The sequence below is a fragment of the Thiomicrorhabdus cannonii genome, assembly GCF_013391695.1.
GTDB classification, from domain to species: domain Bacteria; phylum Pseudomonadota; class Gammaproteobacteria; order Thiomicrospirales; family Thiomicrospiraceae; genus Thiomicrorhabdus; species Thiomicrorhabdus cannonii.
The window spans coordinates 60,728-83,320 of the sequence record NZ_JACBGH010000002.1; the positions used below are offsets into that span (position 1 = coordinate 60,728).

25 protein-coding genes are annotated in these 22,593 nt (G+C 50.5%); 5 read left to right on the forward strand and 20 right to left on the reverse strand.

Features of this window, described 5'->3' with window-relative positions:
* The first annotated feature begins 79 nt into the window (after positions 1–79).
* Positions 80–1,483, forward strand: coding sequence for an esterase-like activity of phytase family protein (locus HZ297_RS03425; protein ID WP_178861596.1), 1,404 nt, complete (start codon positions 80–82; stop codon positions 1,481–1,483).
* Between the two features lie 161 nt (positions 1,484–1,644).
* Here the strand turns inward: HZ297_RS03425 and HZ297_RS03430 are convergent, their stop codons facing one another.
* From HZ297_RS03430 to HZ297_RS03440, 3 genes are read right to left on the reverse strand one after another with little or no spacing between them, the layout of a single operon-like run.
* Positions 1,645–1,998, reverse strand: a complete 354-nt coding sequence (locus HZ297_RS03430) for a hypothetical protein (protein WP_178861597.1) — start codon at positions 1,996–1,998, stop codon at positions 1,645–1,647.
* Between the two features lie 50 nt (positions 1,999–2,048).
* Positions 2,049–2,366, reverse strand: a complete 318-nt coding sequence (locus HZ297_RS03435) for a hypothetical protein (protein ID WP_178861598.1) — start codon at positions 2,364–2,366, stop codon at positions 2,049–2,051.
* Positions 2,367–2,371: 5 nt separating this feature from the next.
* The gene (locus tag HZ297_RS03440; RefSeq protein ID WP_178861599.1) at positions 2,372–2,701 is read right to left on the reverse strand and encodes a hypothetical protein; all 330 of its coding nucleotides are present in this window, start codon (positions 2,699–2,701) and stop codon (positions 2,372–2,374) included.
* 126 nt (positions 2,702–2,827) lie between these two features.
* On the opposite strand from HZ297_RS03440, the gene HZ297_RS03445 reads away from it, so the two are divergent.
* Complete coding sequence (locus HZ297_RS03445) at positions 2,828–4,114, forward strand: glycosyltransferase (protein WP_178861600.1); 1,287 nt, start codon at positions 2,828–2,830, stop codon at positions 4,112–4,114.
* A 97-nt stretch (positions 4,115–4,211) separates the two neighbouring features.
* Here the strand turns inward: HZ297_RS03445 and HZ297_RS12015 are convergent, their stop codons facing one another.
* The 4 genes from HZ297_RS12015 to hrpA form a co-directional block, all read right to left on the reverse strand.
* On the reverse strand, positions 4,212–4,736 hold the full coding sequence (locus HZ297_RS12015; protein ID WP_246261608.1) for a c-type cytochrome: 525 nt from the start codon (positions 4,734–4,736) through the stop codon (positions 4,212–4,214).
* A gap of 87 nt (positions 4,737–4,823) precedes the next feature.
* The gene (locus HZ297_RS03455) at positions 4,824–5,138 is read right to left on the reverse strand and encodes a hypothetical protein (protein WP_178861601.1); all 315 of its coding nucleotides are present in this window, start codon (positions 5,136–5,138) and stop codon (positions 4,824–4,826) included.
* A gap of 23 nt (positions 5,139–5,161) precedes the next feature.
* Entirely contained in the window at positions 5,162–7,750 is a 2,589-nt protein-coding gene (gene hrpB, locus HZ297_RS03460) for an ATP-dependent helicase HrpB (protein WP_246261609.1), read from the reverse strand.
* Between the two features lie 114 nt (positions 7,751–7,864).
* Entirely contained in the window at positions 7,865–11,833 is a 3,969-nt protein-coding gene (hrpA, locus tag HZ297_RS03465; RefSeq protein ID WP_178861602.1) for an ATP-dependent RNA helicase HrpA, read from the reverse strand.
* 134 nt (positions 11,834–11,967) lie between these two features.
* Between hrpA and HZ297_RS03470 the strand changes: the two genes are divergently transcribed.
* Entirely contained in the window at positions 11,968–12,660 is a 693-nt protein-coding gene (locus HZ297_RS03470; RefSeq protein ID WP_178861603.1) for an MBL fold metallo-hydrolase, read from the forward strand.
* Positions 12,661–12,758: 98 nt separating this feature from the next.
* Here the strand turns inward: HZ297_RS03470 and HZ297_RS03475 are convergent, their stop codons facing one another.
* The 11 genes from HZ297_RS03475 to HZ297_RS03525 form a co-directional block, all read right to left on the reverse strand.
* Positions 12,759–13,295, reverse strand: coding sequence for a GNAT family N-acetyltransferase (locus HZ297_RS03475; protein ID WP_178861604.1), 537 nt, complete (start codon positions 13,293–13,295; stop codon positions 12,759–12,761).
* Between the two features lie 65 nt (positions 13,296–13,360).
* Entirely contained in the window at positions 13,361–13,846 is a 486-nt protein-coding gene (locus tag HZ297_RS03480) for a hypothetical protein (protein ID WP_178861605.1), read from the reverse strand.
* Positions 13,839–14,255, reverse strand: a complete 417-nt coding sequence (locus HZ297_RS03485) for a hypothetical protein (protein WP_178861606.1) — start codon at positions 14,253–14,255, stop codon at positions 13,839–13,841. Before HZ297_RS03485 ends, HZ297_RS03480 begins: the two co-directional genes overlap by 8 nt.
* A gap of 114 nt (positions 14,256–14,369) precedes the next feature.
* Positions 14,370–15,269 carry an S-4TM family putative pore-forming effector gene (locus HZ297_RS03490; RefSeq protein WP_178861607.1) on the reverse strand — a complete coding sequence of 300 codons (900 nt, stop codon included), beginning with the start codon at positions 15,267–15,269 and terminating at the stop codon, positions 14,370–14,372.
* Positions 15,266–16,138 (reverse strand): SMODS domain-containing nucleotidyltransferase, encoded by an 873-nt coding sequence (locus HZ297_RS03495; RefSeq protein ID WP_178861608.1) that lies wholly within the window; start codon positions 16,136–16,138, stop codon positions 15,266–15,268. The genes HZ297_RS03490 and HZ297_RS03495 overlap by 4 nt, the downstream gene beginning before the upstream one ends.
* Positions 16,139–16,259: 121 nt before the next feature.
* Positions 16,260–16,634 (reverse strand): hypothetical protein, encoded by a 375-nt coding sequence (locus HZ297_RS03500; protein WP_178861609.1) that lies wholly within the window; start codon positions 16,632–16,634, stop codon positions 16,260–16,262.
* Positions 16,635–16,659: 25 nt separating this feature from the next.
* On the reverse strand, positions 16,660–17,256 hold the full coding sequence (locus HZ297_RS03505; protein ID WP_178861610.1) for a GNAT family N-acetyltransferase: 597 nt from the start codon (positions 17,254–17,256) through the stop codon (positions 16,660–16,662).
* A gap of 80 nt (positions 17,257–17,336) precedes the next feature.
* Positions 17,337–17,561, reverse strand: coding sequence for a hypothetical protein (locus HZ297_RS03510; RefSeq protein WP_178861611.1), 225 nt, complete (start codon positions 17,559–17,561; stop codon positions 17,337–17,339).
* A 430-nt stretch (positions 17,562–17,991) separates the two neighbouring features.
* On the reverse strand, positions 17,992–18,237 hold the full coding sequence (gene brnA, locus HZ297_RS03515; protein WP_178861612.1) for a type II toxin-antitoxin system BrnA family antitoxin: 246 nt from the start codon (positions 18,235–18,237) through the stop codon (positions 17,992–17,994).
* Positions 18,224–18,490 carry a BrnT family toxin gene (locus HZ297_RS03520; RefSeq protein WP_178861613.1) on the reverse strand — a complete coding sequence of 89 codons (267 nt, stop codon included), beginning with the start codon at positions 18,488–18,490 and terminating at the stop codon, positions 18,224–18,226. The genes brnA and HZ297_RS03520 overlap by 14 nt, the downstream gene beginning before the upstream one ends.
* Before the next feature lie 183 nt (positions 18,491–18,673).
* Positions 18,674–19,099: an FKBP-type peptidyl-prolyl cis-trans isomerase gene (locus tag HZ297_RS03525; RefSeq protein ID WP_178861614.1), complete on the reverse strand. Its 426-nt coding sequence runs from the start codon at positions 19,097–19,099 to the stop codon at positions 18,674–18,676.
* Positions 19,100–19,176: 77 nt separating this feature from the next.
* Here HZ297_RS03525 and dnaQ point away from each other — a divergent pair, with 77 nt between their 5' ends.
* Positions 19,177–19,875, forward strand: a complete 699-nt coding sequence (gene dnaQ, locus HZ297_RS03530; protein ID WP_178861615.1) for a DNA polymerase III subunit epsilon — start codon at positions 19,177–19,179, stop codon at positions 19,873–19,875.
* A 119-nt stretch (positions 19,876–19,994) separates the two neighbouring features.
* A complete protein-coding gene (locus HZ297_RS03535) occupies positions 19,995–21,167 on the forward strand; it encodes a sensor domain-containing diguanylate cyclase (protein ID WP_178861616.1) in 1,173 nt (390 codons plus the stop codon).
* 35 nt (positions 21,168–21,202) lie between these two features.
* On the opposite strand, the gene rnhA is transcribed toward HZ297_RS03535, so the two are convergent.
* The gene (gene rnhA / locus HZ297_RS03540; RefSeq protein WP_178861617.1) at positions 21,203–21,649 is read right to left on the reverse strand and encodes a ribonuclease HI; all 447 of its coding nucleotides are present in this window, start codon (positions 21,647–21,649) and stop codon (positions 21,203–21,205) included.
* 29 nt (positions 21,650–21,678) lie between these two features.
* Entirely contained in the window at positions 21,679–22,500 is an 822-nt protein-coding gene (locus HZ297_RS12020) for a methyltransferase domain-containing protein (RefSeq protein WP_178861618.1), read from the reverse strand.
* Between the last annotated feature and the right edge of the window lie 93 nt (positions 22,501–22,593).

Below are 22,593 nucleotides of genomic sequence, written 5' to 3' on the forward strand. Positions count from 1 at the left end.
TTCATACATATACGCAGTATTCAGCATTTAAATACCTTTTCCAATTTTTTTTACTGTCATTTACTTATAAGGAAAGAAGATGTTTAAACGTACCGCGATACTCGCTTCGATTTTAGCAACCACTTTGTTGGCTGGATGTGATGACACAACCACTGCAATTGATCCGATCGATCAAATCTCACCATCAGGAGCCACTTTGCCCTATTCTATCCTGCGCGCAGATATTACAGACTTTAACACTCAAATGCCTTTTGAAATCCGTAATGGCGGTTATGGTTCATCAATGGCGCCGCATCCAACCAATAAAAACCAGTTTTATGCAATGACTGACCGCGGCCCTAACGCTGACTACACCGGATCTTTAGGTAAGGGGAAAATGTTTCCAACGCCAGACTATACCCCGACTATCGGTTTGTTTGAGGTAGGTACTGACGGTGAAATCAGCCTGGTTAAAAAAGTTCTGATGAAGCAACCTGACGGAACACCAATTACCGGCTTGCCTAACAGCAGCACTTTGGGCGGCACAAATGAAATTCCTTATGACGCGTCTGGCAGCCCTATCCTCCAAGACCCGACTCAAGCTTACGATGCCGCAACTAACCCGACAAAAACCGACGATTACGGTTTGGACTCGGAAGGGCTGGTCGCTATAGCTGACGGCACTTTCTGGGTGAGTGATGAATACGGCCCGCATATCGTACATTTTGACGCTGACGGTAAAGAAATTGACCGTATCAACCCATTTACTGCTGATACGCGCGTATCAATCAATCTTCCGGCTGAATTTGCTAACCGCTGGGCCAACCGCGGCATGGAAGGTTTGACGGTAACGCCTGACGGAAAAACGCTGGTCGGCATGATGCAGTCGACGCTATATAACCCAAGCAAAGCAGCGGTGACCAATTTCAACCTGATACGTATCGTGACCATCAATCTGGATACCCAAGAGATTGGTCAATATCTTTACAGACAAGAAATCGCCAAAAACGCCAACTCTGAAATTGCCGCTCTAAATGATCACCAATTCTTGGTCATCGAACGTGACGGGCTATTCCTGAACGGTGGTCCGGACAATGGTGCCGCACAACCTACTGCAATGAAAAAAGTTTATCGTATTGATATAACCGATGCGACCAATCTTGAAACGGTAGCAGACGGCGGCAATCTTGCCCAAGACGCAACGATTGGTTTAACCGTAAACGGTAAAGCGTTGGAAGAAATTTCTGACTGGGATGCTTTGGCTACAGAAGGCATTGTGCCAGTGACCAAAACGGAAGTGGTCGATATGGTTGCGGAAGTGCAGTATCCACATGACAAGATGGAAGGACTGTGGATTATTGATAACAACACGCTCGGTGTGATTAACGATGATGACTTCGCTACTTGGGCGTCTAGCAACCAGCTTGAGCAAAAAGTATTGGATTCCAACGGCACGATTGACCAAAATACGCTTTATGTTGTTAAGAAAGATTTGCTGAACTAATCCCTAGCTAGGCAACCCTCTTTGTAACAGACCCGAGCCGAATAGGACTCGGGTTTTTTATGCCTGAAAACAAAGAGCGCCATTTTAAAAGCGAACAGGCCGGGTAAGCTGCCACCTACCCGGCCTGTTCATTTTCAAAAACGATTTTGCGTGCGCAACACTTAGCTCTTACCGAAAATCGAAAACTTCTCTTGCGGCTGATCGGAGCATTGAATGCGCCACTCCAAAGCATAACTACAATCCTTGCCGCTCACGCATTCAAAATGCTGCTTGGCAAATTCCGACGGTTTGCCGGCGGTGCGCAGCAAATAACGGTAACCGGTCGGACAGACTTCCTTGGCCTGACGGCGCAGCGACCAGCTGTCAAAACCGCTCACCGGCTCGCTGTAGTATTCGGTCAGATAAAAGGTCTCTTTATCCACCTCTTTAATCTGGGCGGTCGAGCATCCGCTCAAAGCAACGGCGGCAACACCCAAAAGCACCGCGCCACTTAATTTCATTACAACTGTTTTCATAGCAACTTTACCATTACAGGTGCGACGGCAGACAATGCCATACACCACACTTATCGATTCAAATCTACCGGAGGCTGGGCAATCGGCTCTTCCTTGACCCCTTTTTCGGCAATAATATAACACAGATTGGTGTGCAGCTTTTTACCGTTCACCAACAAGGAAGCACCGTAATTGTCTTCGGGATTGAGGCGGATATCGCCCTTGTAGACTTTCAGCAGTTTGCCGGTCTGGCAACTGTAGATTTCAACGGTGCGGTCCAGCCCGATCCAGTCAGACTGCAAGTTCTTGGCACTGTTGGTCACTTTTTCGCAACCTGACCCCGCCAGCACGGCCGCCAGCAACACACCCCACAAAACACCTAGACGCATCCGGCTCACTCCTTCTCTTCACCCACAATGTTATGCCAGACTTCTTTAGCGCCGGCCTTGGTATCGGACCACACCTCTTTGGCACCCTCTTTGGTGCTTTCCCAGGCATCCTTATAGGTCTGTTTTTCGGTCAAAGGCTCTGTTTTCTCCTTGCCTTCCTCAAGGCTTTCTTTGGCCTCTTCCTTGATATCGCGAGCGGTTTCCTTGGTTCCTTCCCACGCGTTGGCGGCGTCTTCCTTAATATCCGCCCACATACCAGCCTGTGAAACCGCTGGCACCAACAGCACCGTCATCAAGGCACCTGCTTTCAACCAAGCTAAACATTGTTTTTGCATCTCTATTCCTCCAAAGCGCACTTACCTTATATAAGAACGCCGTTGCCAAACTCAAGTGCGCCAGTTTATCACGCCTGGACGCCCCAAGGCTTTATACTATAGCGACATTATTAACCGCAAGATTCCATGAACAAGACTCTCCTCCTCATCGGCTATGTGTGGCCGGAACCCAACTCCTCCGCCGCCGGCGTACGCATGTTGCAGCTGATTGAACTCTTCCACCGCCATGCCTGGCAGGTGGTATTCGCCTCACCCGCCGCCCTGAGCGAACACCGCTACGACTTGCACGGCCTGGGAGTCAAAGAGTGTCAGATTCAACTCAACCACGCCAGTTTTGACCAGTTTGTCAGCGAACTCAATCCGCAGGCGGTGATCTTTGACCGTTTTATGATGGAAGAACAATTCGGCTGGCGCGTTGCCAAGGCTTGCCCGGATGCACTGCGCATTCTCAATACCGAAGACCTGCATAGCCTGCGTCAGGCGCGCGAAAACCGTCTTAAACAGCGTTTGAAACAGCCCGGTTTCGACCTGGCCGAACTTTGGCAGTCAGACGCCACAACCCTCTATGATCTGATGGCCACGACCGAAAACACCCAGCGTGAAGTCGCCGCTATCGCCCGTTGCGATTTGACGCTGATGATTTCGGGGTTTGAAAGCCAGCTTTTGCAAACGGCCTTCCAAATCCCGACAGGCCACCTGTTTACCTTGCCGTTTCTGTACAATCAGCCCGCTGCGGCCCCCAAAAAATTTGAAGAACGCCAGCAAATGGTGTTTATCGGCAATTTCCGCCACGCCCCCAACTGGGATGCGGTCTTATGGCTCAAAACCGAACTCTGGCCCAAAATCCGCACCCGCCTGCCGCAAGCCGAACTGCATATTTACGGTGCTTACCCGTCACAAAAAGTCACCGACCTGCATAATCCCAAACAGGGGTTTATCGTTAAAGGCTGGGCCAAAGACGCCATGCAGGTCATCGGTGACGCCCGCCTGCTGCTCGCCCCTCTGCGTTTCGGCGCCGGCATTAAAGGCAAACTGGCCGAAGCGATGCTCTGCGGTACGCCGAGTATTACCACGCCAATCGGCGCCGAGGCGATGCAACCTGAACACAAGGAATGGCCAGGCGCGGTGGCCAGCACCGTCGAAAGCTTTGTCCAACAGGCCGTCACGCTCTATGAAAATGCCAGCGATTGGCAACGCGCGAGTCAATCTGCACGGCAACAGGGCACCGAACAATATTGCCGAATAGACAGTGGCGAAAACCTGCTGCGGCGTATTCAGGCGTTACTGGAAAACCTGCCCACGCATAGAAAAAGCTACTTTACTGGACTGATGCTCAACCATCACCATCACAAAAGCACGCAGTATATGGGGCAGTGGATCGAAGCGAAAAACCGTCTGAAAAACAGCCTGTAAATACCTGTTTCCACAACAGAAAAAAACCGCACCAATAAAAAAACCGCCGGTGGATCACTCCCCACCGACGGTTTTCACCAAGAAGAAATCGAATCAATTATTTGAAGGTCGTGGCAATGTAATCCGCCACCAGCGTGATATCCTCATCACTCATGCCTGACGCGATCGGTTGCATCATGGCCGTCATAGGCCCGACCTGCTCGCCGGCTTTGTATTTGCCCAGTTTCATGACAATATCGTCTTTGGCCTGACCTGCCAACTTAGGTCCAACCCCGCCTTCACCGCCGGCGCCGTGACACCCCACGCAAGTGTTATACACCATCGAACCGGTTTTAGCCGACGCCACCGCTTTGGCCGCTTCGCTTTCGGCCTGCTGCTTGACCTCTTCGACCTTATCGGCCACGGCCTTTTCAGCCTCTTCCATCTTAGGCATCGCCACCGGTTCAGCCGGTTTTACGTCCGCCACTTTCGGCTGGCTCGGCGCGGGCGCCGTCACGCCACTGCTGCTTTGCGATCCCTGCGGCGCCTGCGAATCTTCATCACTGGAGCAACCACCCAGCATCCCTACTGCAAACAGCGAGGCTAAACTCAATTTCAGCCCGGATTTCATTACGTTATTCATGTTTCCTACCCTCTTCCTTTTAATTAAGCCGTATGGCTTACTTTCATTATGCAAAAATAACGACTTAAGGTAAAAGTTTTAACGCATTTAAATCATCAGGTCGCCAAATCCCCAGATCAAGGTACCGCCAATCACGGTAAAGTGCGACAGCCAGACTTTTTTGCGATACCACTTGGAGGGTGAAAGATCGGGAATATCCTCCCCCACATCGAGCTTATCCAAACGCCGATAGAGCAGATCGAATTCGCCGTGCATCAGCACATATTCGCTCATGACCCCAAACAGCACCACCATGCTGCCAAAACGCGCAAACCATAATGGCTCCCATACCAGCCCGGCGAACAGCCCAATGGCTCTCATCCCCCAAGCCAGCAACAACAATAGGCTACTGTGTCTTTGCATTTTGTCTCCTTACACTTATCCCATCAGCCACGCGGTTTAATCGAACGCCCGGCCTTCTCTTCCAGCGGCTTATCCGGCCAGCGGTGTTTCGGATAACGGCCGCGCATCTCCTTGGCCACGTCAAAATAGGAGGTCCGCCAGAAATTCGCCAGATCGGCAGTCACCTGAATCGGCCGCTGCGCCGGCGACAGCAACTCAAACGTCAGCGGCACTTTGCCCCACGCCAAACGCGGCGAGGTCAGCTCGCCAAACAACTCCTGCAATGGCACCGACACCGTCGGGTTCTGCCCCTCGGCATAACGGATTTTGACCCGTTTGCCGGAAGGCGCCACATAAAATTCGGGCGCTTCGCGCTCCAGAACCTGCAACTGCCCATAACTCAACAGATGATTCAAAGCCGACTTCAAGTCTATGTTTTTTAACGCCTTGATACTGGCAACACCCGCCATAAACGGCGCCAGCCAAATCTCCAGATTAGTCAGCAACCACGCTTCGCTCACATCCGGCCAACGTGCATCCTCGGGCGCGTAACCCGCCAACCAGCGCATCCGCTGCAACCCGGCCTGTTGAGTTTCCGTCCACGGCAAAACCGCGCCTTTTTGGGTCTTAATGTAATCCAGCAGACAGGCTTGCAATGCCGCCATATCGGGTTTGTCCAACGGTTTTTCGTCCAGCACCAATGCCATCAAACGGCGCTGCTCGCTGCCGACAATCTCCCGGCGTTTCTCGTCATAACGGTAATAGGCGCGTGTCGTCATGCGTTCGGCAAAGAGCCCGTCCAGTTGCGACTTCTCCAAAGGTGCGGCCAGAAAAATCCGCCCTTCGCGCGCCTGCCCGTCAATATTCGCCACCACCAGGCAGGCTTCGCGCCCGAGCACATCGCCCTCTTTCAACAGCGCGCCCCTGCCGTTAGTCAACTGATAACGCTCGCCGCCGTCGGTATGGGCACGCCGCAGGGCGATACGGTCGGGAAACGCCTGCGCCAGCAAAAGTCCGACGTGCTGCTGCAAAAAGTCCAATGAAAACTCAACAGGCCGGGTACCTGCCGCTTTGAGCAAGCGTTGCTGCCAGTTGCGGCTATTCATCAAAACCTGTTCCGCCACCGGCGCCATCACGCCCTCCTGCTGTCCCTGTTTACGGTTGCGGCGGTAACTTTGCAGCGCCAATAGCCGTGCGCTTAGATCAGCACCGACGTCCTGCACGCGCTCCTGACGCAACAGTTCGCGTTCGCTTAACAACGCGGCGATATCGCAAGCCAAGACCTTAATTTCATCGGATTGTTCAACCGCCGCCAACAGCAAACGCGCCAGACGCGGCTCGCTGCCAAAACTGACCGCCTGCTGGCCCAACGCCGTCAAACGCCCTTTATCATCCAGCAATGTCAAACTCTGCAACAGACTGCGCGACTGCTCAAAATGGGCAACCGGGGGCGGTGTCAGCCAACGCAGGTCGTCCGGGTTCTGCACGCCCCATAGCGCCAATTCCAGACACAGCCCGGAAAGATCGGCAATGCGAATCTCTTCCGGGTCAAACGGCTGCAACTGACCTTGCTGGGTTTCCGTCCACAAACGGTAACACTGCCCGGCCTGCAAACGCCCCGCACGGCCTTTGCGCTGCTCGGCCGAGGCGGCGGAAATACGCACGGTTTCCAACCGCGTCATGCCACTATTCACATCAAACAGCGCTTTGCGGCTCAAACCACTGTCGACCACACAGTCGATGCCTTCAATGGTCAAACTGGTTTCGGCGATATTGGTGGTGAGCACGATTTTACGTTTGCCGTTTGCATCCGGCAGAATCGCACGATCCTGCTCGTCGGGCTTCAGCCCGCCATACAGCGGTGTCACCACCATCCGGTTTGCGGCCGCCCACTCCGTTAGGGCCTCCTGCGTCTGCAGAATCTCGCGTTGTCCCGGCAGAAACACCAGCATATCGTTTTGGGTATTGGCAAAAGCGCTGCGAATCATCTGCGTCAAACGCGGCAACAGATCGAATTTAAAGTGTGCCGTAACATTTAGCGGCTGGCTCGCATAAACCGTTTCCACCGGGAAACTGCGCCCTTGCGATGACAACACCGGCGCCCCGTCCAAAAACGTGCTGACCGCCTGCGTGTCAATGGTGGCCGACATCACCAGCAGCTTGAGGTCGTCACGCAACGCCGCCTGACTATCCAGACACAAAGCCAGCCCCAAATCGGCCTGCAGGGCGCGTTCGTGAAATTCGTCAAAAATCACCAGCGCGGTATCCGAAAGTTCCGGATCGGCTTGCAAGCGGCGCGTCAGAATCCCTTCGGTGACGATTTCCAAGCGCGTTTTGGCGGAGACTTTACGCTCGTTACGCACCTGATAACCGACGCGCTCACCGACCGGCTCATTCAACTGTTTGGCCAGATAGTTCGCCAGACTGCGCACCGCCAAACGCCGCGGCTCCAGCATGACGATCTTTTTGCCCGCGTTTTGCGGTGCGTTGAACCAGTCAGACAACAGCAACGCCAAGGGCACGGCGGTCGATTTACCCGCCCCCGGCTCGGCCTGCAACACCACATTGGGATGCGCGTCCACGGCCTCCAAAACCTGCGGTAATAAAGGTGTAATCGGCAAACTGGTCATCATGTTTTATTCACCACAGAGACACCGAGGCACAGAGAATTTATAAAAATTTTATACATTACAAATCTACCTTCTAATCCTCTCAGTGTCTCTGTGCCTCTGTGGTTAACATCCAGTTCATAAGGCTTTCAACTGTTTTTGCAGACGTTGCAAGGATACCGGCTGCAGGGTTTTGAGCGGTTGGGCAAACAGTGAAATACGCAACTCTTCGATCAACCAGCGGATTTCCAACAGGCCGGAGTGGTCACGGTAGGCTGCATTCTCCGCCACCTCGATATAGGCATCCAATAGCGGCTGAATCTGGCGGATGGCGACCTGATCCTTGTTCGGATCCTGGTCGATTTTCTCCAGGCGTTTCTGCAGCGCCGCCAGATAACGCGGCAACTGCGCCAGCCACGGGTCGGGCGTCTGGGCGACAAAGTTCGGCGTAATCAGAGCGGCCAACTGTGCCTTAATATCACCCATCGACGCCAACCAGCGCGGATTGACGCGCCCCGAGGTCTGTTTATTGACCTTTTGAAACTCCACCAGTACCTCATTGACCAGTTTGGCAATCTGCTGCGCCTGATTGACCCATTCGCCGCGCAACAGCTCACAGACCTGTTCAAACTGCGCCTGCGTGCGGATGGCTTGCGGTTCAGGCACCAGCTGCCTCAAGGCACGTTCAATCACCTGCATCGTCAAACTCTCGCAAGTGCCGTAAGGCGCATACACCAAACAGGCCTTCTGCAGCGGCAACTGCTTTTTCAGATACTTGATCTTGTCGTGCAACGTCAGTTGCAACAGCGCCAACACCCCGGCCGCATGATCCTGTTGTGCCTGCTCAATATCCGCCGACAGGGTCAGCACAATGGCACCGTCCTGCAGCTGCAACCCGGGATAGGCGACCAGCTCATGCCCTTTGCCTTTAAGACGCTGTTTGTCGGGCAGATCGCCAAAATCCCACGCGGTCACTTCACGCTGTTCAAAACGCTCGTCGCGCTGGCTCTGCTGCTGGATTTTTTCGTCCACCAGATGTTGATATTGCGCCTTCAAAGCCGCCAACGAATCATGCTCGGCAATCTGCTGTCCCTTCTCGTCCTGCAGGATAAAATACGGGCGCAGATAACTCGGCAGCGCCACCTCGCCAAAATCGTCGCTGCTGATTTTCTGGCCCGCCAAACGGTTCAACCCCTGCACCAGCAAGACCATAAAATCGCCTTTGCCATCCGTATTCTGCGCTTGCATCCATTGCGAAACCTTCTCCACCACGGGCGGCGTGGGCACAAACTGTTTTCTAAGTTGTTTTGGCAACGCTTTGATATAAAAAGCAATCTTCTCTTTCAAAAAACCGGGCGTGAGCCATTCAAAGGACTTTTCCTGCATGCGGTTCAGGCTGTGCAGCGGAATCTGAAAAATCACTCCGTCGCGCGCCTTGCCCGGCTCAAAAACATAGTCCAGCTTGAGCGGCAGGCCGTTGGCGATTTTGATCTGATCGGGAAAAGCCTGCGAAATATCCGCGCCGACACTCTGCTTCAATAACTGCTCGCGCGTTAGATACAGCGCCTTTTCCTCGGCCGCATCACATTTTTTCAGCCAACGCTCCAGCGCCGGTTGGTTGTAAATAGCGGCCGGAATGCGCGCGTCGTAAAAATCGTAAAGCACCTGCTCGTCCACCAGATAATCCGGCCTGCGCAGTTTGTTCTCGAGCGTTTCAATCTCGTCGATCAGCTGACGGTTGTGCTTGAAAAACTTGGCGTGCGAATTCATCTCGCCTTCCACCAGCGCGTGGCGGATGAATAGCTTGCGCGACTCTTCGGGGTTGATCGGCCCGTAGTTGCAGCGGCGGCGGTTCACAATCGGCAAACCGAACAGCGTGACCGACTCAAACGCCCCCACCTGCCCGCTCTTGCGCTGCCAGTGCGGATCCTGGTAACTGTGTTTGATCAGATGTTTGGCCAGCGGTTCCACCCACAGCACATCGATGGCCGCATTGGTGCGCGCATAGAGTTTGGTGGTTTCCACCAGCTCGGCCGACAGCAGCCATTTGGGTTTCTGTTTGAAGAGCGTGGAACTTGGGTGGATAAACAGCTTGGTATTGCGCGCGCCCAGATAGCCTTTATCGTCGTCGCGCATGGCGATATTTCCCAACAGGCCGGCCAGCAAAGAGCGGTGCACATTGATGCTGTGCAAGTCGCTCAAACGCTCCTTGACCTCTTTGCCCTGCTTGACCTCCTCGAACAGATGCAATACCGGAATGGGGATGCCGCTGCGTTTCAAACTCACTTCCAGCTGCATAAACAGCTCGTGCCACTCTTTCATGCGCATATAAGAAAGATAGTTGGTCTTGCAGAGCTTGCGCAGCTTGCTCTGGCTCAAATGACGACGCTGGTGCTCGTAGAAGTGCCACAGATTGAGGAAAAACAGAAAATCGGAACGCTCGTCCTCAAACTGCTTATGCGCGTTGCGCGCCGCCTGCAGGGTCGATTCGTTGACATCGCGCGGGTCCTGAATGCTCAACACCGCGGCAATCACCAAGACTTCGGCCAGCACATTGTTTTTCTGCGCCTCCAGAATCATCTTGGCGATGCTCGGATCGACCGGCAGCTTGGCGATCTGCCGCCCCTCCTCGGTCAAACGGCGCTTCTCGTCCAGCGCCCCCAGTTCGTGCAGCTGGCGGAAACCGTCGTTGACCGCCTTGTCGGTCGGTGCCTCGATAAACGGAAAGCGCTTGACCTCGCCCAACTTCAACTGCGTCATTGTCAGAATAATCGACGCCAACGAGGTACGGTGGATTTCCGGATCGGTAAATGCAGGACGGGCGTTGAAATCCTCCTCGGAATAGAGGCGGATGCAAATCCCTTCGGACACGCGCCCGCAGCGCCCTTTACGCTGATTAGCCGAGGCCTGCGAAATCTTCTCGACCGGCAGGCGCTGCACCTTGCTTCTGACGCTGTAACGGCTGATGCGCACCTGACCGGGGTCGATCACATATTTGATGCCCGGCACCGTCAGCGAGGTTTCGGCGACGTTGGTGCTCAGAATAATGCGGCGCTTCTGCGAAGTTTGAAACACCTTGTTCTGCTCTGCCAGCGACAAACGCGCGTAGAGCGGCACGATTTCGGTGTTTTTAAGGTTGCGTTTGCGCAATACCTCGGCGGTTTCCTTGATATCGCGCTCGCCCACCTGAAACACCAGCACATCGCCAAACGGGTCTTCGTGCGACAGCTCCTCCAGCGCATCGGCAATGGCGGTGGGAATATCCTGCTCGATTTCATTGCCGGCATCGTCCTCGTAACTCGCCAACGGACGATAGCGCACCTCCACCGGATAGGTGCGCCCCGAGACCTCCACCACCGGCGGACGCACGCCGTTAAGGGTGAAATGGTCGGCAAAACGCTGCGTGTCGATGGTCGCCGAGGTAATAATGACTTTGAGATCGGGACGCTTGGGCAGCAACTGTTTGAGAATGCCGAGCAGAAAATCGATATTGATGCTGCGCTCGTGCGCCTCGTCGATAATAATCGTGTCGTACTGATTCAAGTAGCGGTCGTTCTGCACTTCGGCCAGCAGAATCCCATCGGTCATCACCTTGATCAGACTCTGCTCGTGCACCTGATCCTGAAAACGCACCTGATAACCCACCAACTGCCCCAGACTCGAACCCAGCTCCTCCGCCAGACGCTCGGCTACACTGCGCGCCGCCAAACGCCGCGGCTGCGTGCAACCGATGCGCCCGAACACACCCTGCCCGGCTTCCAGACAGATTTTGGGAATCTGCGTGGTTTTGCCAGAACCGGTTTCACCGGCAATCACCACCACCTGATGGTGCTTGATCAATTCCAGCAGTTCGTCTTTTTTGGCCGCCACCGGCAAGGCGGCATCGTATTCAATACGCTTGGGAACCGCCTGACGATTCGCCTCGACCAACGCCTGAGAGGCTGCAACGCGTTGCAGCCATTGCTCTGCCTGGTTTGACGCATTCTCATTTTCCGCGGCAAGCAAGCCACGCAAACGCGGGTAATCGCGCTGCAGACGAAAACGGTCTTTTAGCGCACACTGCTCCAGCAATAGGAGTAATTGATTATTATCATTGGGAAATTTCATTAATACCGCGTCTTGACGTCACACACTAAAACTGGATAATGGAAAGCATTAGAAATTGCTTATATGCTTATAAACCAATCTTATGCTTTATAAGCTGAGCCTATTATAACAAACAACGCCAAAGGTCTTTGCTTATGAAAATCCGTCAACTCTTCGATTACGACACTTGGACTTACACCTACCTGCTTTGGGACGAAGCCACCAAAGAAGCCGCTATCATCGACACCGTGCTGGAACAGGTGGAACGTGATATGCAGCACATCGAAGAACTGGGACTGAAAGTCAAATACCTGCTGGAAACCCACATCCACGCCGACCACATCACCGCTGCCGGCCCGCTGCGCAAGCGCACCGGCGCGCAAATCGTCGTGCATAAGAACTCCGGTTCGGAGTGCGCCGACATTCTGGCGGTTGAAGGCGATGTCTTCAAACTGGGCGAACAGGAAATCCGCGTATTGCACACGCCCGGCCACACCAATACAGACATCACCTATTTGATCGACGGCGCGGCTTTTACCGGCGACACCCTGTTGGTGCGCGATTGCGGCCGTACCGACTTCCAATTGGGCAGCAACGAAAGCATGTACGACTCGCTGACAAACAAACTGTTCAGCTTGCCGGAAGACACCATGGTGTTCCCGGCGCACGACTACAAAGGTTTTACCCAGTCCACCATCGGTGAAGAGAAGCAGTTCAATACGCGTGTCGGCAAAAACAAACCTTATCAGGATTTCTGCACGATTATGGATAACCTGAACCTGCCCAACCCGAAACGCATCGATATTTCGGTTCCGGGCAACCTCAAGTGCGGTAATTTGGACGACTGATCAAAAAGCGTTCAAAACTTGCCCAATAAAAAAGCGCCGAGGTTAAACCAAGGCGCTTTTTTTCTGTCCGAATGCATGTAATTGTTATGTTCTTTTGTTTACCAATACACCGGGTCATTGAATTCTGCAACACAGCCTGGACGTTCTTTAATAGTTGGAATGGGTTCGCCCGTTAAAGATTGACCAAGCCAGCCAAAAGGCATTGAAAGCTTCAGCGGAGCCTGAATGAGATTTTCCGACAACGGCTGAAATCCCACCTTTGAATAAAAGGCCGGATCACCATAGGTGACAGCCACATTAACAGAACGTTTTTTGAGTTCATTAAGACCATAATTGATTAGCGCCTGCCCGATGCCTTTGCCCTGATGTTCAGCGCTTATTGCAACCGGGGCAAGCATGTAAACCTTAATAGGCTGACTAAACCGAAGGCGAGTGAAGAATATAGAGCCAATAAGGGTTTCTTTCTCATACACGCCGAAACAGATTATTTCATTATCATCAATGTTTGATGCCAACTGCGAAGAAAGGTTACCAATCAGCCTTCCTTCCATTTCGCCCTCTGATGAGGTGAATACAGAAGTGAATAGCTCTCCCACCTCTTTTTGTTTTGATTGGTCCAGAATTCGGTGAATCATGCTTTACCTTTCACGATTGCTGCACTTATTGCTTTCGGGACATAACACCAATGCTCAGCGGCTCGTTAGCCGCCATTGCTCCGACCGAAAGCTAAACTGTATTTTGGCGATTTCTTCTTATTGTTGAATTCTGGTAGTTCACCGAATTTCTCAACAAAATACGCAAAGCAGTCATACTCAAACTTTGCGACCATGCCCATTATCCGTAAATCAGTAGGATGATTTGATTTCACATCACATGAAAACGACCTAACTGAAATGTATAATTTTAATGTTAATTCTTCGTAATCTTGGTACTTATATAGAACCCTATCAGCTCCACCATGCCCTGATTTCCCAGCAATTGTATTATCAAATTGTTTCAGCCTGCCTTTTAACCCAGAAACTGAATTGGTCATTCCGATATAAATTATCTCCGGTATCCACCCAAATGACTCACCCGCGATATTCTCATTTGAGATTGCAGCGATATATATCCCAGGGTACTTAGCGCCATCCAGTGAATTACGCTCATGCCAAGGCACCCAAATTGAAAACAACTCTTCATACATGATTTTGCTGAACTTTCTCAATTAATTGAGCCATAAAGTTTAAGTTTTCACACAATATATATGCCCTTTCTTTATAAGTAAGGACTTCTGATTCAATCAAATTATTTGCCTCGAGAATAGTTTCATCTATATGCCCGAATACAAGTGAATAAATATTGTGAGTTAGATAATTTCTTTGTTTCGTGAGCATTTCTAAATGCGGTTTTAAGGCTTTTAACCTTTCATGTTTCTCAAGTTGCTTAATTAGGCTACCAAGTGTGGCGTATTTTTGATTAATGACTTTACCTTCTGAACGGATTGCCTGAATTAATAATGCTTCGAGTTTACCCGCTGCTAAAACAACACGGCCCAATTCAGAACAAAAGTCTTCACTACCATATAAAACTTGAAAGAAATCTTTGTTATTCAAATTGATACCTATGCATAACGCCTCACATCACCGGAAGCAAAAAGCAGAGCGAGGAACGAGCGGCGCTTTTTGCTGTCCGAGTGCATGTGATTGTTAGAGCATATCGAACAACTTCTAAGAACGCTGAGCATACTCATTCACCAGAGCTTCTGCCCCTTTGTTCATTAGTACTTCATTTCCATCCCTGAACCACCTAAACAGAAAATCAAAGATAGGAGGATTTTTCCTCCTATGCTCAAAAATCTGATCTTGCAGTGTCCTGCATTTTGACTTCAGCGTGACAGTGTCTTTGCCTGCTATTGCATCGGACCAAATTTTCTCGGAAAGCTCTTTCAGCTTATCTAGCCTATCTGCAGCATCACCGTGTTCCATCATTTGGCGATAGCCGAAGACATAGGTTGCCGCCAGCGGTGCAACAATGTAGGCTAAGAATTCAAACATATCCTTTTTTTCATAAAGCCCATAGCCAACTAATCCAAGCGCAATAGAAACGAGGATGACACGGATAAAGAGAGCGTACGTCCTTCTCATTCTTGCATCCCACCAAACATTGGATCTCTGACTAATGATGATTCCGTAGATTTCGGGAACAGTATCTATGATCGTCGGATACCACTTTTTTAAACCAGCAATTTTCGCCTCATTCATACCGTGCTTTTCCGCTTCTTCATGGACTAGCTCAGGGTCTGGCCTCTTGCCAACGGAAATTTCATTCCAATCGAGCCCTAAAACCTTGGTATCAAAAACCTCTTGAATCCTAGCTGCGTTGTCCCGCAACTTTTTTACCCAAGGTGTGAAGACAAACAGATCAAACACAACAACCAAGATACCCCAGAGCGCCACGTAACCCTTTAGTTCCGGCTTCACTATCGTTACGATCGCAGCAAAAATAGCGATAGGAACACTGAGCATCATTTGAAACCCAATGATGTTCTTTGCCCTTGAATAAATATTTCTCTGTGCAGCCAGAAGCTCAATGTTCTGAGGCATTTCTTGTCTTTGAACGATGCTCATAGGTAGTACGTAGGGAAATTATCGTTATAGAGTAGGCGCCACCAATCAAAAGCCGTCTTAGTATCTCCGTTCGCTTCTGACTCTCGTGCTTTTTCTGCACGAGTAGCAGCAGTTTTTAGTTTGGATAGCGCATCCTGTTTAAGGGTGTCTGACTTACATGGATAAACATATCCTGCCACGCCCATAGGGTCTTGCATGGCGGCTAGTTCGTTGTCCCTCAGCATTGCCAGAATGTTTTTCACATCTATGTCGTAGACGATACTGGACTCGTCATCAGCATACTTAGCCACCCTCATTTCCAAATAGAAAGATTTAATGGGAACGTCTCTGTAATACTTCCAAGCCTTTATAAAGCGGATAAGTGGCTTGACTTTTCCGCCATGCTTTTTATCAACCGTTGATACATAGTGGTTGTGGGCATCAGGGCTCACCTCCATCCAGCTATTATTGCCGTCCGCAATTTCATAGACCTTGAACCCGCTTTCTTCCCTTCTATAGTCAGCAACAACAACTTCCGTATCTTCAGACTTGTAAGTTCCAAACGGGCAAACCACAGCTGGTGTGCTCACTTTTACACCAGTATTGGGGAAACGGGCATCCAGTGCATTTTTAACTTTTACAAGTGATGCTGTTGATGTTTCTGTTAGCGCACTGGTTGGTAGGCATGCCAAGTAGTCCACATCGCTATACGAGTTAATGTTGGTTCCATTCCCAAAAGAGCCAATTCGTGTAAAGCGGTTCAGCCCAAAGTTGTTCTTTAGGCAGGCTTCTATTGAGCTTCTATGAGACTTGGCGGCTTCCGTTTCGACAGCAGAAGTTTTGAGTTTGTTATGGAAGTCATTAAATCCCTGATTAATATCTCTCGGCATAATTTAACCTTTATCCTGTAGTTAACTGTATGTGTGCCAAATTGCTGTGCTATGCGCTCTAACGACTAAGCTAAGCGAGCTGAGCTTTAGCACAGTCCGCTTGAGCGACTTGTTATGTTTTTTATTTTGGTAGTAAGTTAAGTACTTGCTGAACCAATCCATTTTGTTGCAATGCAATCAAATTAGATAAAATCGATGAAGAATTAGCAATGCCTCCAAGCCATTCAAACAACGATGCTTTTGAAATTATTTCCGCCGATTGCACAGGCGTTTTGCTTTCAGTTTTCAATAATGTTTCTAGAACTTCTTTTAAAAGCTCTGTTGGGGTGTCAGCCGGTAAACCTAAAGAATCCAAAACACTAGGAGGGTCTCTCAACTCAATAGCTTTTTTACAAGCAATTATTTTAGTACCAGAAATATCCAGCTCAACATCACTAGACGAACTAATTCCAGTTCCACAATTTTCAATGTGGCAGTCAATTATTTTTATTGCCATTAAAACCTTCTTTTAAAACATAACGTTAAATTGAGGGGCGCGCCGCTTTTTGGCGCGTCCCTCTCGAACGCAATGTTAGACAACCACTCTCCCATTGCTGTCTGGTGACCGTCCATTCGACTTGAGTCCACCCCTTGGCGGACATCCAAGCCGGAGTTGGCAAAGTTGCCGCCGTCGCTCCAAACGCACTCACCAAACGTGCCACGCGTGAATTTGCGCTTACAATGAGACCATGGATCGTTTGAAGCCCAAGCGTACCAAAACCGTAGTCGATTAAGGCGTGCAATATCTCGGCGGCATACCCGTAACGGCCCCAATACTTTGGAGCTAACTCAATACCCAGTTCTGCTGTGCCTGGCTCCATGCCTGCACATCGAACTCCACCGCACCCAATAAGAGCATGCGGCGCTTTCCGTTGAATGATGGCAAGCTGATAATTAAGACGCGGTTGTTCCGCTGCCCAAGATTGGAAGAGCGCGATCAATCCACGAGCGTGCCCTGGCTTGGCTTCCTCAGTACCATAAAATTCTAGAGAACGCGGGTAGATGTGATATTTCTCGAACTCAAGGATGTCACTATCGGCGAAGTCGCGAAGCAAGAATCTGTTTGTGACAATTTCCATTGTATAGCCCGTTTGACCGTCTAACGATTGAACTAATCGGCTGCGCGTTAGCGCAGTCCGCTTGAGCAATTCAGGAGGCTTTATTGCTTTTTACTTGCTATGGAATCCACTTTCTGACGAATATCATTCAGAACCAAGAAGGCTCCAAATATTACCGCACCGAAAATAGCCGCACCAATTAAACCACCGATTGCGCCAAAGAAACCTCCAGACTGCCAACCTGTAATAAAACCGCCTAAAAGAATTAGCCACAAGGCTACTTCTAAAAGAACCGAGTACAGGCTTACCACCAATTTTGACAACATATTTTTTTCCTTTATTGATTATTCCCTCAATAATGACCAATTATGATTTATATAAGGGCGCTTTCACTATGAAATCCAAAACTGATTTACGCCCATGTATGTTGACCGCCCCTCCTTATTTCACTTGTTGTAAGGGGGTTGAATATCAACCATATAAGCTGACAAACAAGACTGGAAATCGCGCAATAAATATACGTCAAGAAAATCTTTTTAGCTAGAAAAAATACGTAGAAAACTGTAAGAAAGAATAAATCGTTTCCCCGTAAAAGCGATTCTTGTGACAAGATAACCGCTTTGTTAAACCATACGGTACTTTCCGGTTCTTAAAAACCCAACAGGCCGGGTAGAAAGAGCTTCTACCCGGCCTGTTGAGAATTTTGGCGATGATTTTTAGCGGACGTAAAACTTCTGACTACACCGTTTGCAAGCGTTAGCTGTGTTTTTCTGCAGAAAAATGAATACTTTCCAGCTTATCCGCCAGCCACACTTTAATAATAGACTGTCTTGTGACGCCTATACGACTAGCTTCACGGTCAAGAGAATCTAACATCCAAGCGGGGAAATCAACGTTAACGCGTTTTGTTTCTTGCATAGAACGCTTTGCTTTGGACAAATCCAAGTGCTCTAAAATATCGACGCCTTCATCAAACTTTTCATCAAATTCAGAAGTTTTCATATAACTCAACCTCATTTTTTCTCGCCCGCCTCACCGAGATAATACGGATATTTTTTTCTCGATACGTAATGACTGCAGACCAGTGTTTGCCATTATATTGAGCAATGATTAGGTGCCGCGGCTCATCGGTTGTTATGGCAGGAATTTCAAGAAGATCAGAATCTTGCCACAGCATTTGTGCCTCTACAAAGTCAATGCCATGCTTTGCCAAATTAATATCACTTTTATTTTGATCGAATTCAAAGGTCTGCATGAGTAAAAAATATATCTTTTCTGAATATTTTGCAACTATTTGAATCGCGAGTTCGCAGAATGATAAGACAGCATCACATCTTGAAAACCTGAGTTTTCCGGCGTGTAAAAACCCAACAGGCCGGGTAGAAATGCTTTCTACCCGGCCTGTTGAGAATTTTGGCGATGATTTTTAACGAACGAATTAATCGACCGAAATCACTTCCACTTTGTAGTCCAGCGTTTGACCGGCCAACGGGTGGTTGCCGTCCAGATAGACTTTGTCTTCGGTCACTTCGATAATGCGGAAGGCGACAATGGTGCCGTCCGGATCTTCGGTTTCTACGGTTGAACCGACTTCTATTTCCACGTCGTCTTCAAAGTTTTCCGGCCCAGCGAACACGATTAAATCGTCCATCACTTCGCCGTAGGCTTTTTCTGGCGACAACGTTACTTTGGCTTCAAAGCCGGCTTCTTCGCCTTCCATCAGCTCTTCCAAGCCAGGAATGATTTCGCCTTCGCCCTGAATGTAAATCACCGGCTCACTGCCGAAAGTGGAATCGATCAACTCGCCTGATTCGTCACGCAATTCGTAATGAAAGGCGACGCGACTGCCCTTTTTAATTTTCATAAACACCCTTTTCGCTGAAATCTTTCTTAAATTTTGCATTAAAATAACCCGGTCATTTTACCGTAAAGAGAGTTCAAATGCGCCAGATTATATTGGATACCGAGACCACCGGGGTTGACCCGCAAAACGGCGACCGCATCATTGAAATCGGTGCGGTGGAGCTGATTAAACGCCGCCTGACGCACCACAATTATCACCAATATATTCAGCCCGAGCGCGAAGTGCCTGCCGATGCGATTGCGGTTCACGGCATCACCAATGAGTTTTTGGTGGACAAACCCCTCTTTGCCGATGTGGTTGAAGCCTTCATGGCGTATGTTAGCGGCGCTGAACTGATTATCCATAACGCGCCGTTTGACGTGGGTTTCATCAATATGGAACTGGCGCGCCTCAAGCACAACCGCTGGGGCAAAATCGAAGACCACTGCACCATCACCGACACCTTGAAAATGGCGCGCAAAACCTACCCCGGCCAGCGCAACTCGCTGGACGCGCTGTGCAAACGCCTGATGGTGGACAACTCCAACCGTACGCTACACAGCGCTTTGATCGACTCGGAAATCCTTGCCGACGTTTACCTGGCGATGACTGGCGGGCAGACCAAACTAATACTAAGTGGCGACGAAGCCGCCAACGAGCTGCAAACCGGCCAACAAAAAATCAGCCGAGACCGTTTGCCGTTGAAGGTGCTCTACGCAACGGATGGCGAACTCACGCGTCACCAAAGCAAACTCGAAGAAATCAGCAAAAAGTCGGGCCAGACCATCAGCTGGTAAGCTCAAAAAACTTATCGCTCCATCAAAAAACAAATCGGAATTAAGTAATTATCAGTATTCTTAAAGCACAACAACCTAATCTAAACTGAACTCACATCACTCTATGGAGTCAAGCCAGCTTGAAACCGCTCACCCGCCCTCACCTGCTTGCTTTTCTGTTTGGCGCGCTACTCCTCTCAACGGTTGCCGCGCTGCAGTTTTGGCTGGTTCTGGGAGTCTTTAAACCTAGCGGATTCATTATCCCCTCCTTAATCGGCGGGTTCACGGGCTTAATTTCATACCACCTGTTTCATAAAAATAAAATCTATCAAAAGCATCTGGAAGAGAAAAACCAGCGCCTCGAACTGGTGTTGCAAGCCACCGGTCTGGGTTTTTGGGATTGGTATCCCAAGACCAATCAGGTGGTCTACGATGCCCGCTGGGCAGAGATGCTGGGCTATCAACCGGATGAAATCGAGCAATCGCTGCATACATGGGAAAGCCGGGTGCATCCGGACGATCTGCAACAATGCTATCAGGACATACAGACACACATAGAGGGTAAAACCGAGTTTTACAGCAATATTCACCGCATGCTGCATAAGGATGGCCACTGGATTTACATCCTCGACCGCGGAAAAGTCGTGGAGCGCGATGCACAAGGCGAGCCGATCCGTTTCAGCGGCACCCACAGCGACATCACCGCATTGAAGCGCATCGAATCCGAACTGCAAACCAAAACCGAGAACCTGGAACACGTCAATCGACAACTCAAACAGCTCTCGGTGACCGACGGCCTGACAAGACTGCACAACCGCCGCGCTTTTGAACAGCGTATGCAGGAAGAGTGGCAGCGCTGGAAACGCACCTCGACACCTTTCAGTGTGCTAATGATCGACATCGACTTTTTCAAAAACTACAACGACGGTTACGGTCATCTCGCCGGCGACGAATGTTTGAAGAAAATCGCGCGACAACTCCAAAAAGCCGCGCGCCGCCAAAATGACTATGCCGCACGCTACGGCGGCGAAGAGTTTGTGATCATTTTGCCGGACGATACGCTCGATAAGGCTTATGAGGTTGCCGAATCCATCCGTACGGCAATTGAGAACCTGCAGATTCCGCACGCCTATTCGGAAATCAGCAAGGTGGTGACGATTTCCATCGGAGTCGCCCAGTCCGAATTCTCTACCGACGAACACTACCAGACGCTGATCTCGGCGGCAGACAAGGCACTCTACCTCGCCAAATCGCAAGGCCGCAACCGCTGCGAAAAATACCCTCTGTTTGAAAGCATGGATGCAACGCAGTGACTTGCGCGCCTTAACTACCTAATCTACTACCTAATCTACTTGCCCAGCAACTCATCAATTGCTTGATTGGCCAAGGTGTCGACGCGTTCATTCTCCGGATGGCCCGAATGCCCCTTCACCCAGTGCCACTCCACGTCATGTTGAGCAATCGCCGCATCCAGGCGCTGCCACAGCTCCTGGTTCTTAACCGGCTGATTGGCAGCCGTTTTCCAGCCCTTCTTCTTCCAACCGGCCATCCATTGGGTAATGCCGTTTTTGACATATTGCGAATCGGTGGTGATTTTGACTTTGCACGGGCGCTTGAGCGCCTCAAACGCCTGAATGGCCGCCATCAATTCCATTTGATTATTGGTGGTATGCGCTTCGGCTCCCTTCAACTCTTTAATATGTCCGTTATAACGCAACAAGGCTCCCCAGCCGCCCGGCCCGGGGTTACCGCGGCACCCGCCATCGGTAAAAATTTCGATTTTCTGCAATGTCATCTTCCTTTCGGCATTCTTTTTTTGGATTGTTACCGCTTCATGCCCTGTTTAAACGTTCTCGAACTGCCGCGCGCCGCAACTTGCAAGGGACGCCGCACCGGCCACGCAAAGCGCCGTTTGGCCAGACCCACCAGACGCGGCGCATCCACCCGCTTGCGGGCCACCACGCAATAGACATTACCAAACTGCCATCCCAAACCGTTCAACAGGTTTTCAACTTTTTCAAGCAGACGCCAGCCAAGCAACGAATCGCTCGAAGTCGTCCCCTCATAACAGGAGATGGTGCTAAAGCGCACCTGTTCGACCTCGTAGCCGAGCACCTCCAACCATTCGCCAAGCTGCGCCCCGCTCACCAGATGCGCCTCACGCAAAGGCCGGTTGTGCTTTTTCAAGCGGTTTTTGAGGACACCGCAGGCCAACGGATTGAATCCGGTAATCACCAGATGCCCTTCCGGCTCCAGCAAGGCATCCACCTGACGCAACAGGTAATGCGGGTCGGTCACGGTTTCCAGGGTGTGCGGCAGCACCATCACATCCACCGACTCTTTGGCCAGCGGCAAATAGTCCAAGTCGGCCCGTATGCGATGCACCTGACTTTGTGATGGAGTTTGCGACCCTTCCGACGCCGAAATCGGCGCGCTGCGATCAAAGTTTTCATCCAGCAGTAATTTATGCGAAACCCGGCTGGCTTCAAGCCAGCTATCCGTTGAGGTCTGTCCCAGCTGCACCAGAAAATAGCCGAACAAGGTATTCAGCGCCTGCTGCAACAAAGGGCGTTCCTGCTCCCAAAACAGCCTGCCTTGCTGAGTGTCGTACCACTGTTTCAAAAAGCGCTGGAATCCTTGATTCACTCAAACCTCCACGGATTTTTGCCCCTATTGAGACGCCAATTTTGTTAGAATACTGGGCATTATAACAACTCCAACAAGAATTACAGAAAAGCG

Coding starts and splice junctions, on each gene's coding strand:
- HZ297_RS03445 (WP_178861600.1), top strand. CDS start 2,828: ATGAACAAGACTCTCCTCCTCATCGGCTATGTGTGGCCGGAACCCAAC.
- brnA (WP_178861612.1), bottom strand. CDS start 18,237: ATGAAAACTTCTGAATTTGATGAAAAGTTTGATGAAGGCGTCGATATT.
- HZ297_RS03435 (WP_178861598.1), bottom strand. CDS start 2,366: ATGCGTCTAGGTGTTTTGTGGGGTGTGTTGCTGGCGGCCGTGCTGGCG.
- HZ297_RS03440 (WP_178861599.1), bottom strand. CDS start 2,701: ATGCAAAAACAATGTTTAGCTTGGTTGAAAGCAGGTGCCTTGATGACG.
- HZ297_RS03470 (WP_178861603.1), top strand. CDS start 11,968: ATGAAAATCCGTCAACTCTTCGATTACGACACTTGGACTTACACCTAC.
- HZ297_RS03510 (WP_178861611.1), bottom strand. CDS start 17,561: ATGTTGTCAAAATTGGTGGTAAGCCTGTACTCGGTTCTTTTAGAAGTA.
- HZ297_RS03525 (WP_178861614.1), bottom strand. CDS start 19,099: ATGAAAATTAAAAAGGGCAGTCGCGTCGCCTTTCATTACGAATTGCGT.
- HZ297_RS03495 (WP_178861608.1), bottom strand. CDS start 16,138: ATGCCGAGAGATATTAATCAGGGATTTAATGACTTCCATAACAAACTC.
- hrpA (WP_178861602.1), bottom strand. CDS start 11,833: ATGAAATTTCCCAATGATAATAATCAATTACTCCTATTGCTGGAGCAG.
- HZ297_RS03520 (WP_178861613.1), bottom strand. CDS start 18,490: ATGCAGACCTTTGAATTCGATCAAAATAAAAGTGATATTAATTTGGCA.
- HZ297_RS03505 (WP_178861610.1), bottom strand. CDS start 17,256: ATGGAAATTGTCACAAACAGATTCTTGCTTCGCGACTTCGCCGATAGT.
- hrpB (WP_246261609.1), bottom strand. CDS start 7,750: ATGATGACCAGTTTGCCGATTACACCTTTATTACCGCAGGTTTTGGAG.
- HZ297_RS03425 (WP_178861596.1), top strand. CDS start 80: ATGTTTAAACGTACCGCGATACTCGCTTCGATTTTAGCAACCACTTTG.
- HZ297_RS03500 (WP_178861609.1), bottom strand. CDS start 16,634: ATGGCAATAAAAATAATTGACTGCCACATTGAAAATTGTGGAACTGGA.
- HZ297_RS03455 (WP_178861601.1), bottom strand. CDS start 5,138: ATGCAAAGACACAGTAGCCTATTGTTGTTGCTGGCTTGGGGGATGAGA.
- HZ297_RS03430 (WP_178861597.1), bottom strand. CDS start 1,998: ATGAAAACAGTTGTAATGAAATTAAGTGGCGCGGTGCTTTTGGGTGTT.
- dnaQ (WP_178861615.1), top strand. CDS start 19,177: ATGCGCCAGATTATATTGGATACCGAGACCACCGGGGTTGACCCGCAA.
- rnhA (WP_178861617.1), bottom strand. CDS start 21,649: ATGACATTGCAGAAAATCGAAATTTTTACCGATGGCGGGTGCCGCGGT.
- HZ297_RS03480 (WP_178861605.1), bottom strand. CDS start 13,846: ATGTATGAAGAGTTGTTTTCAATTTGGGTGCCTTGGCATGAGCGTAAT.
- HZ297_RS03475 (WP_178861604.1), bottom strand. CDS start 13,295: ATGATTCACCGAATTCTGGACCAATCAAAACAAAAAGAGGTGGGAGAG.
- HZ297_RS12015 (WP_246261608.1), bottom strand. CDS start 4,736: ATGAATAACGTAATGAAATCCGGGCTGAAATTGAGTTTAGCCTCGCTG.
- HZ297_RS03490 (WP_178861607.1), bottom strand. CDS start 15,269: ATGAGCATCGTTCAAAGACAAGAAATGCCTCAGAACATTGAGCTTCTG.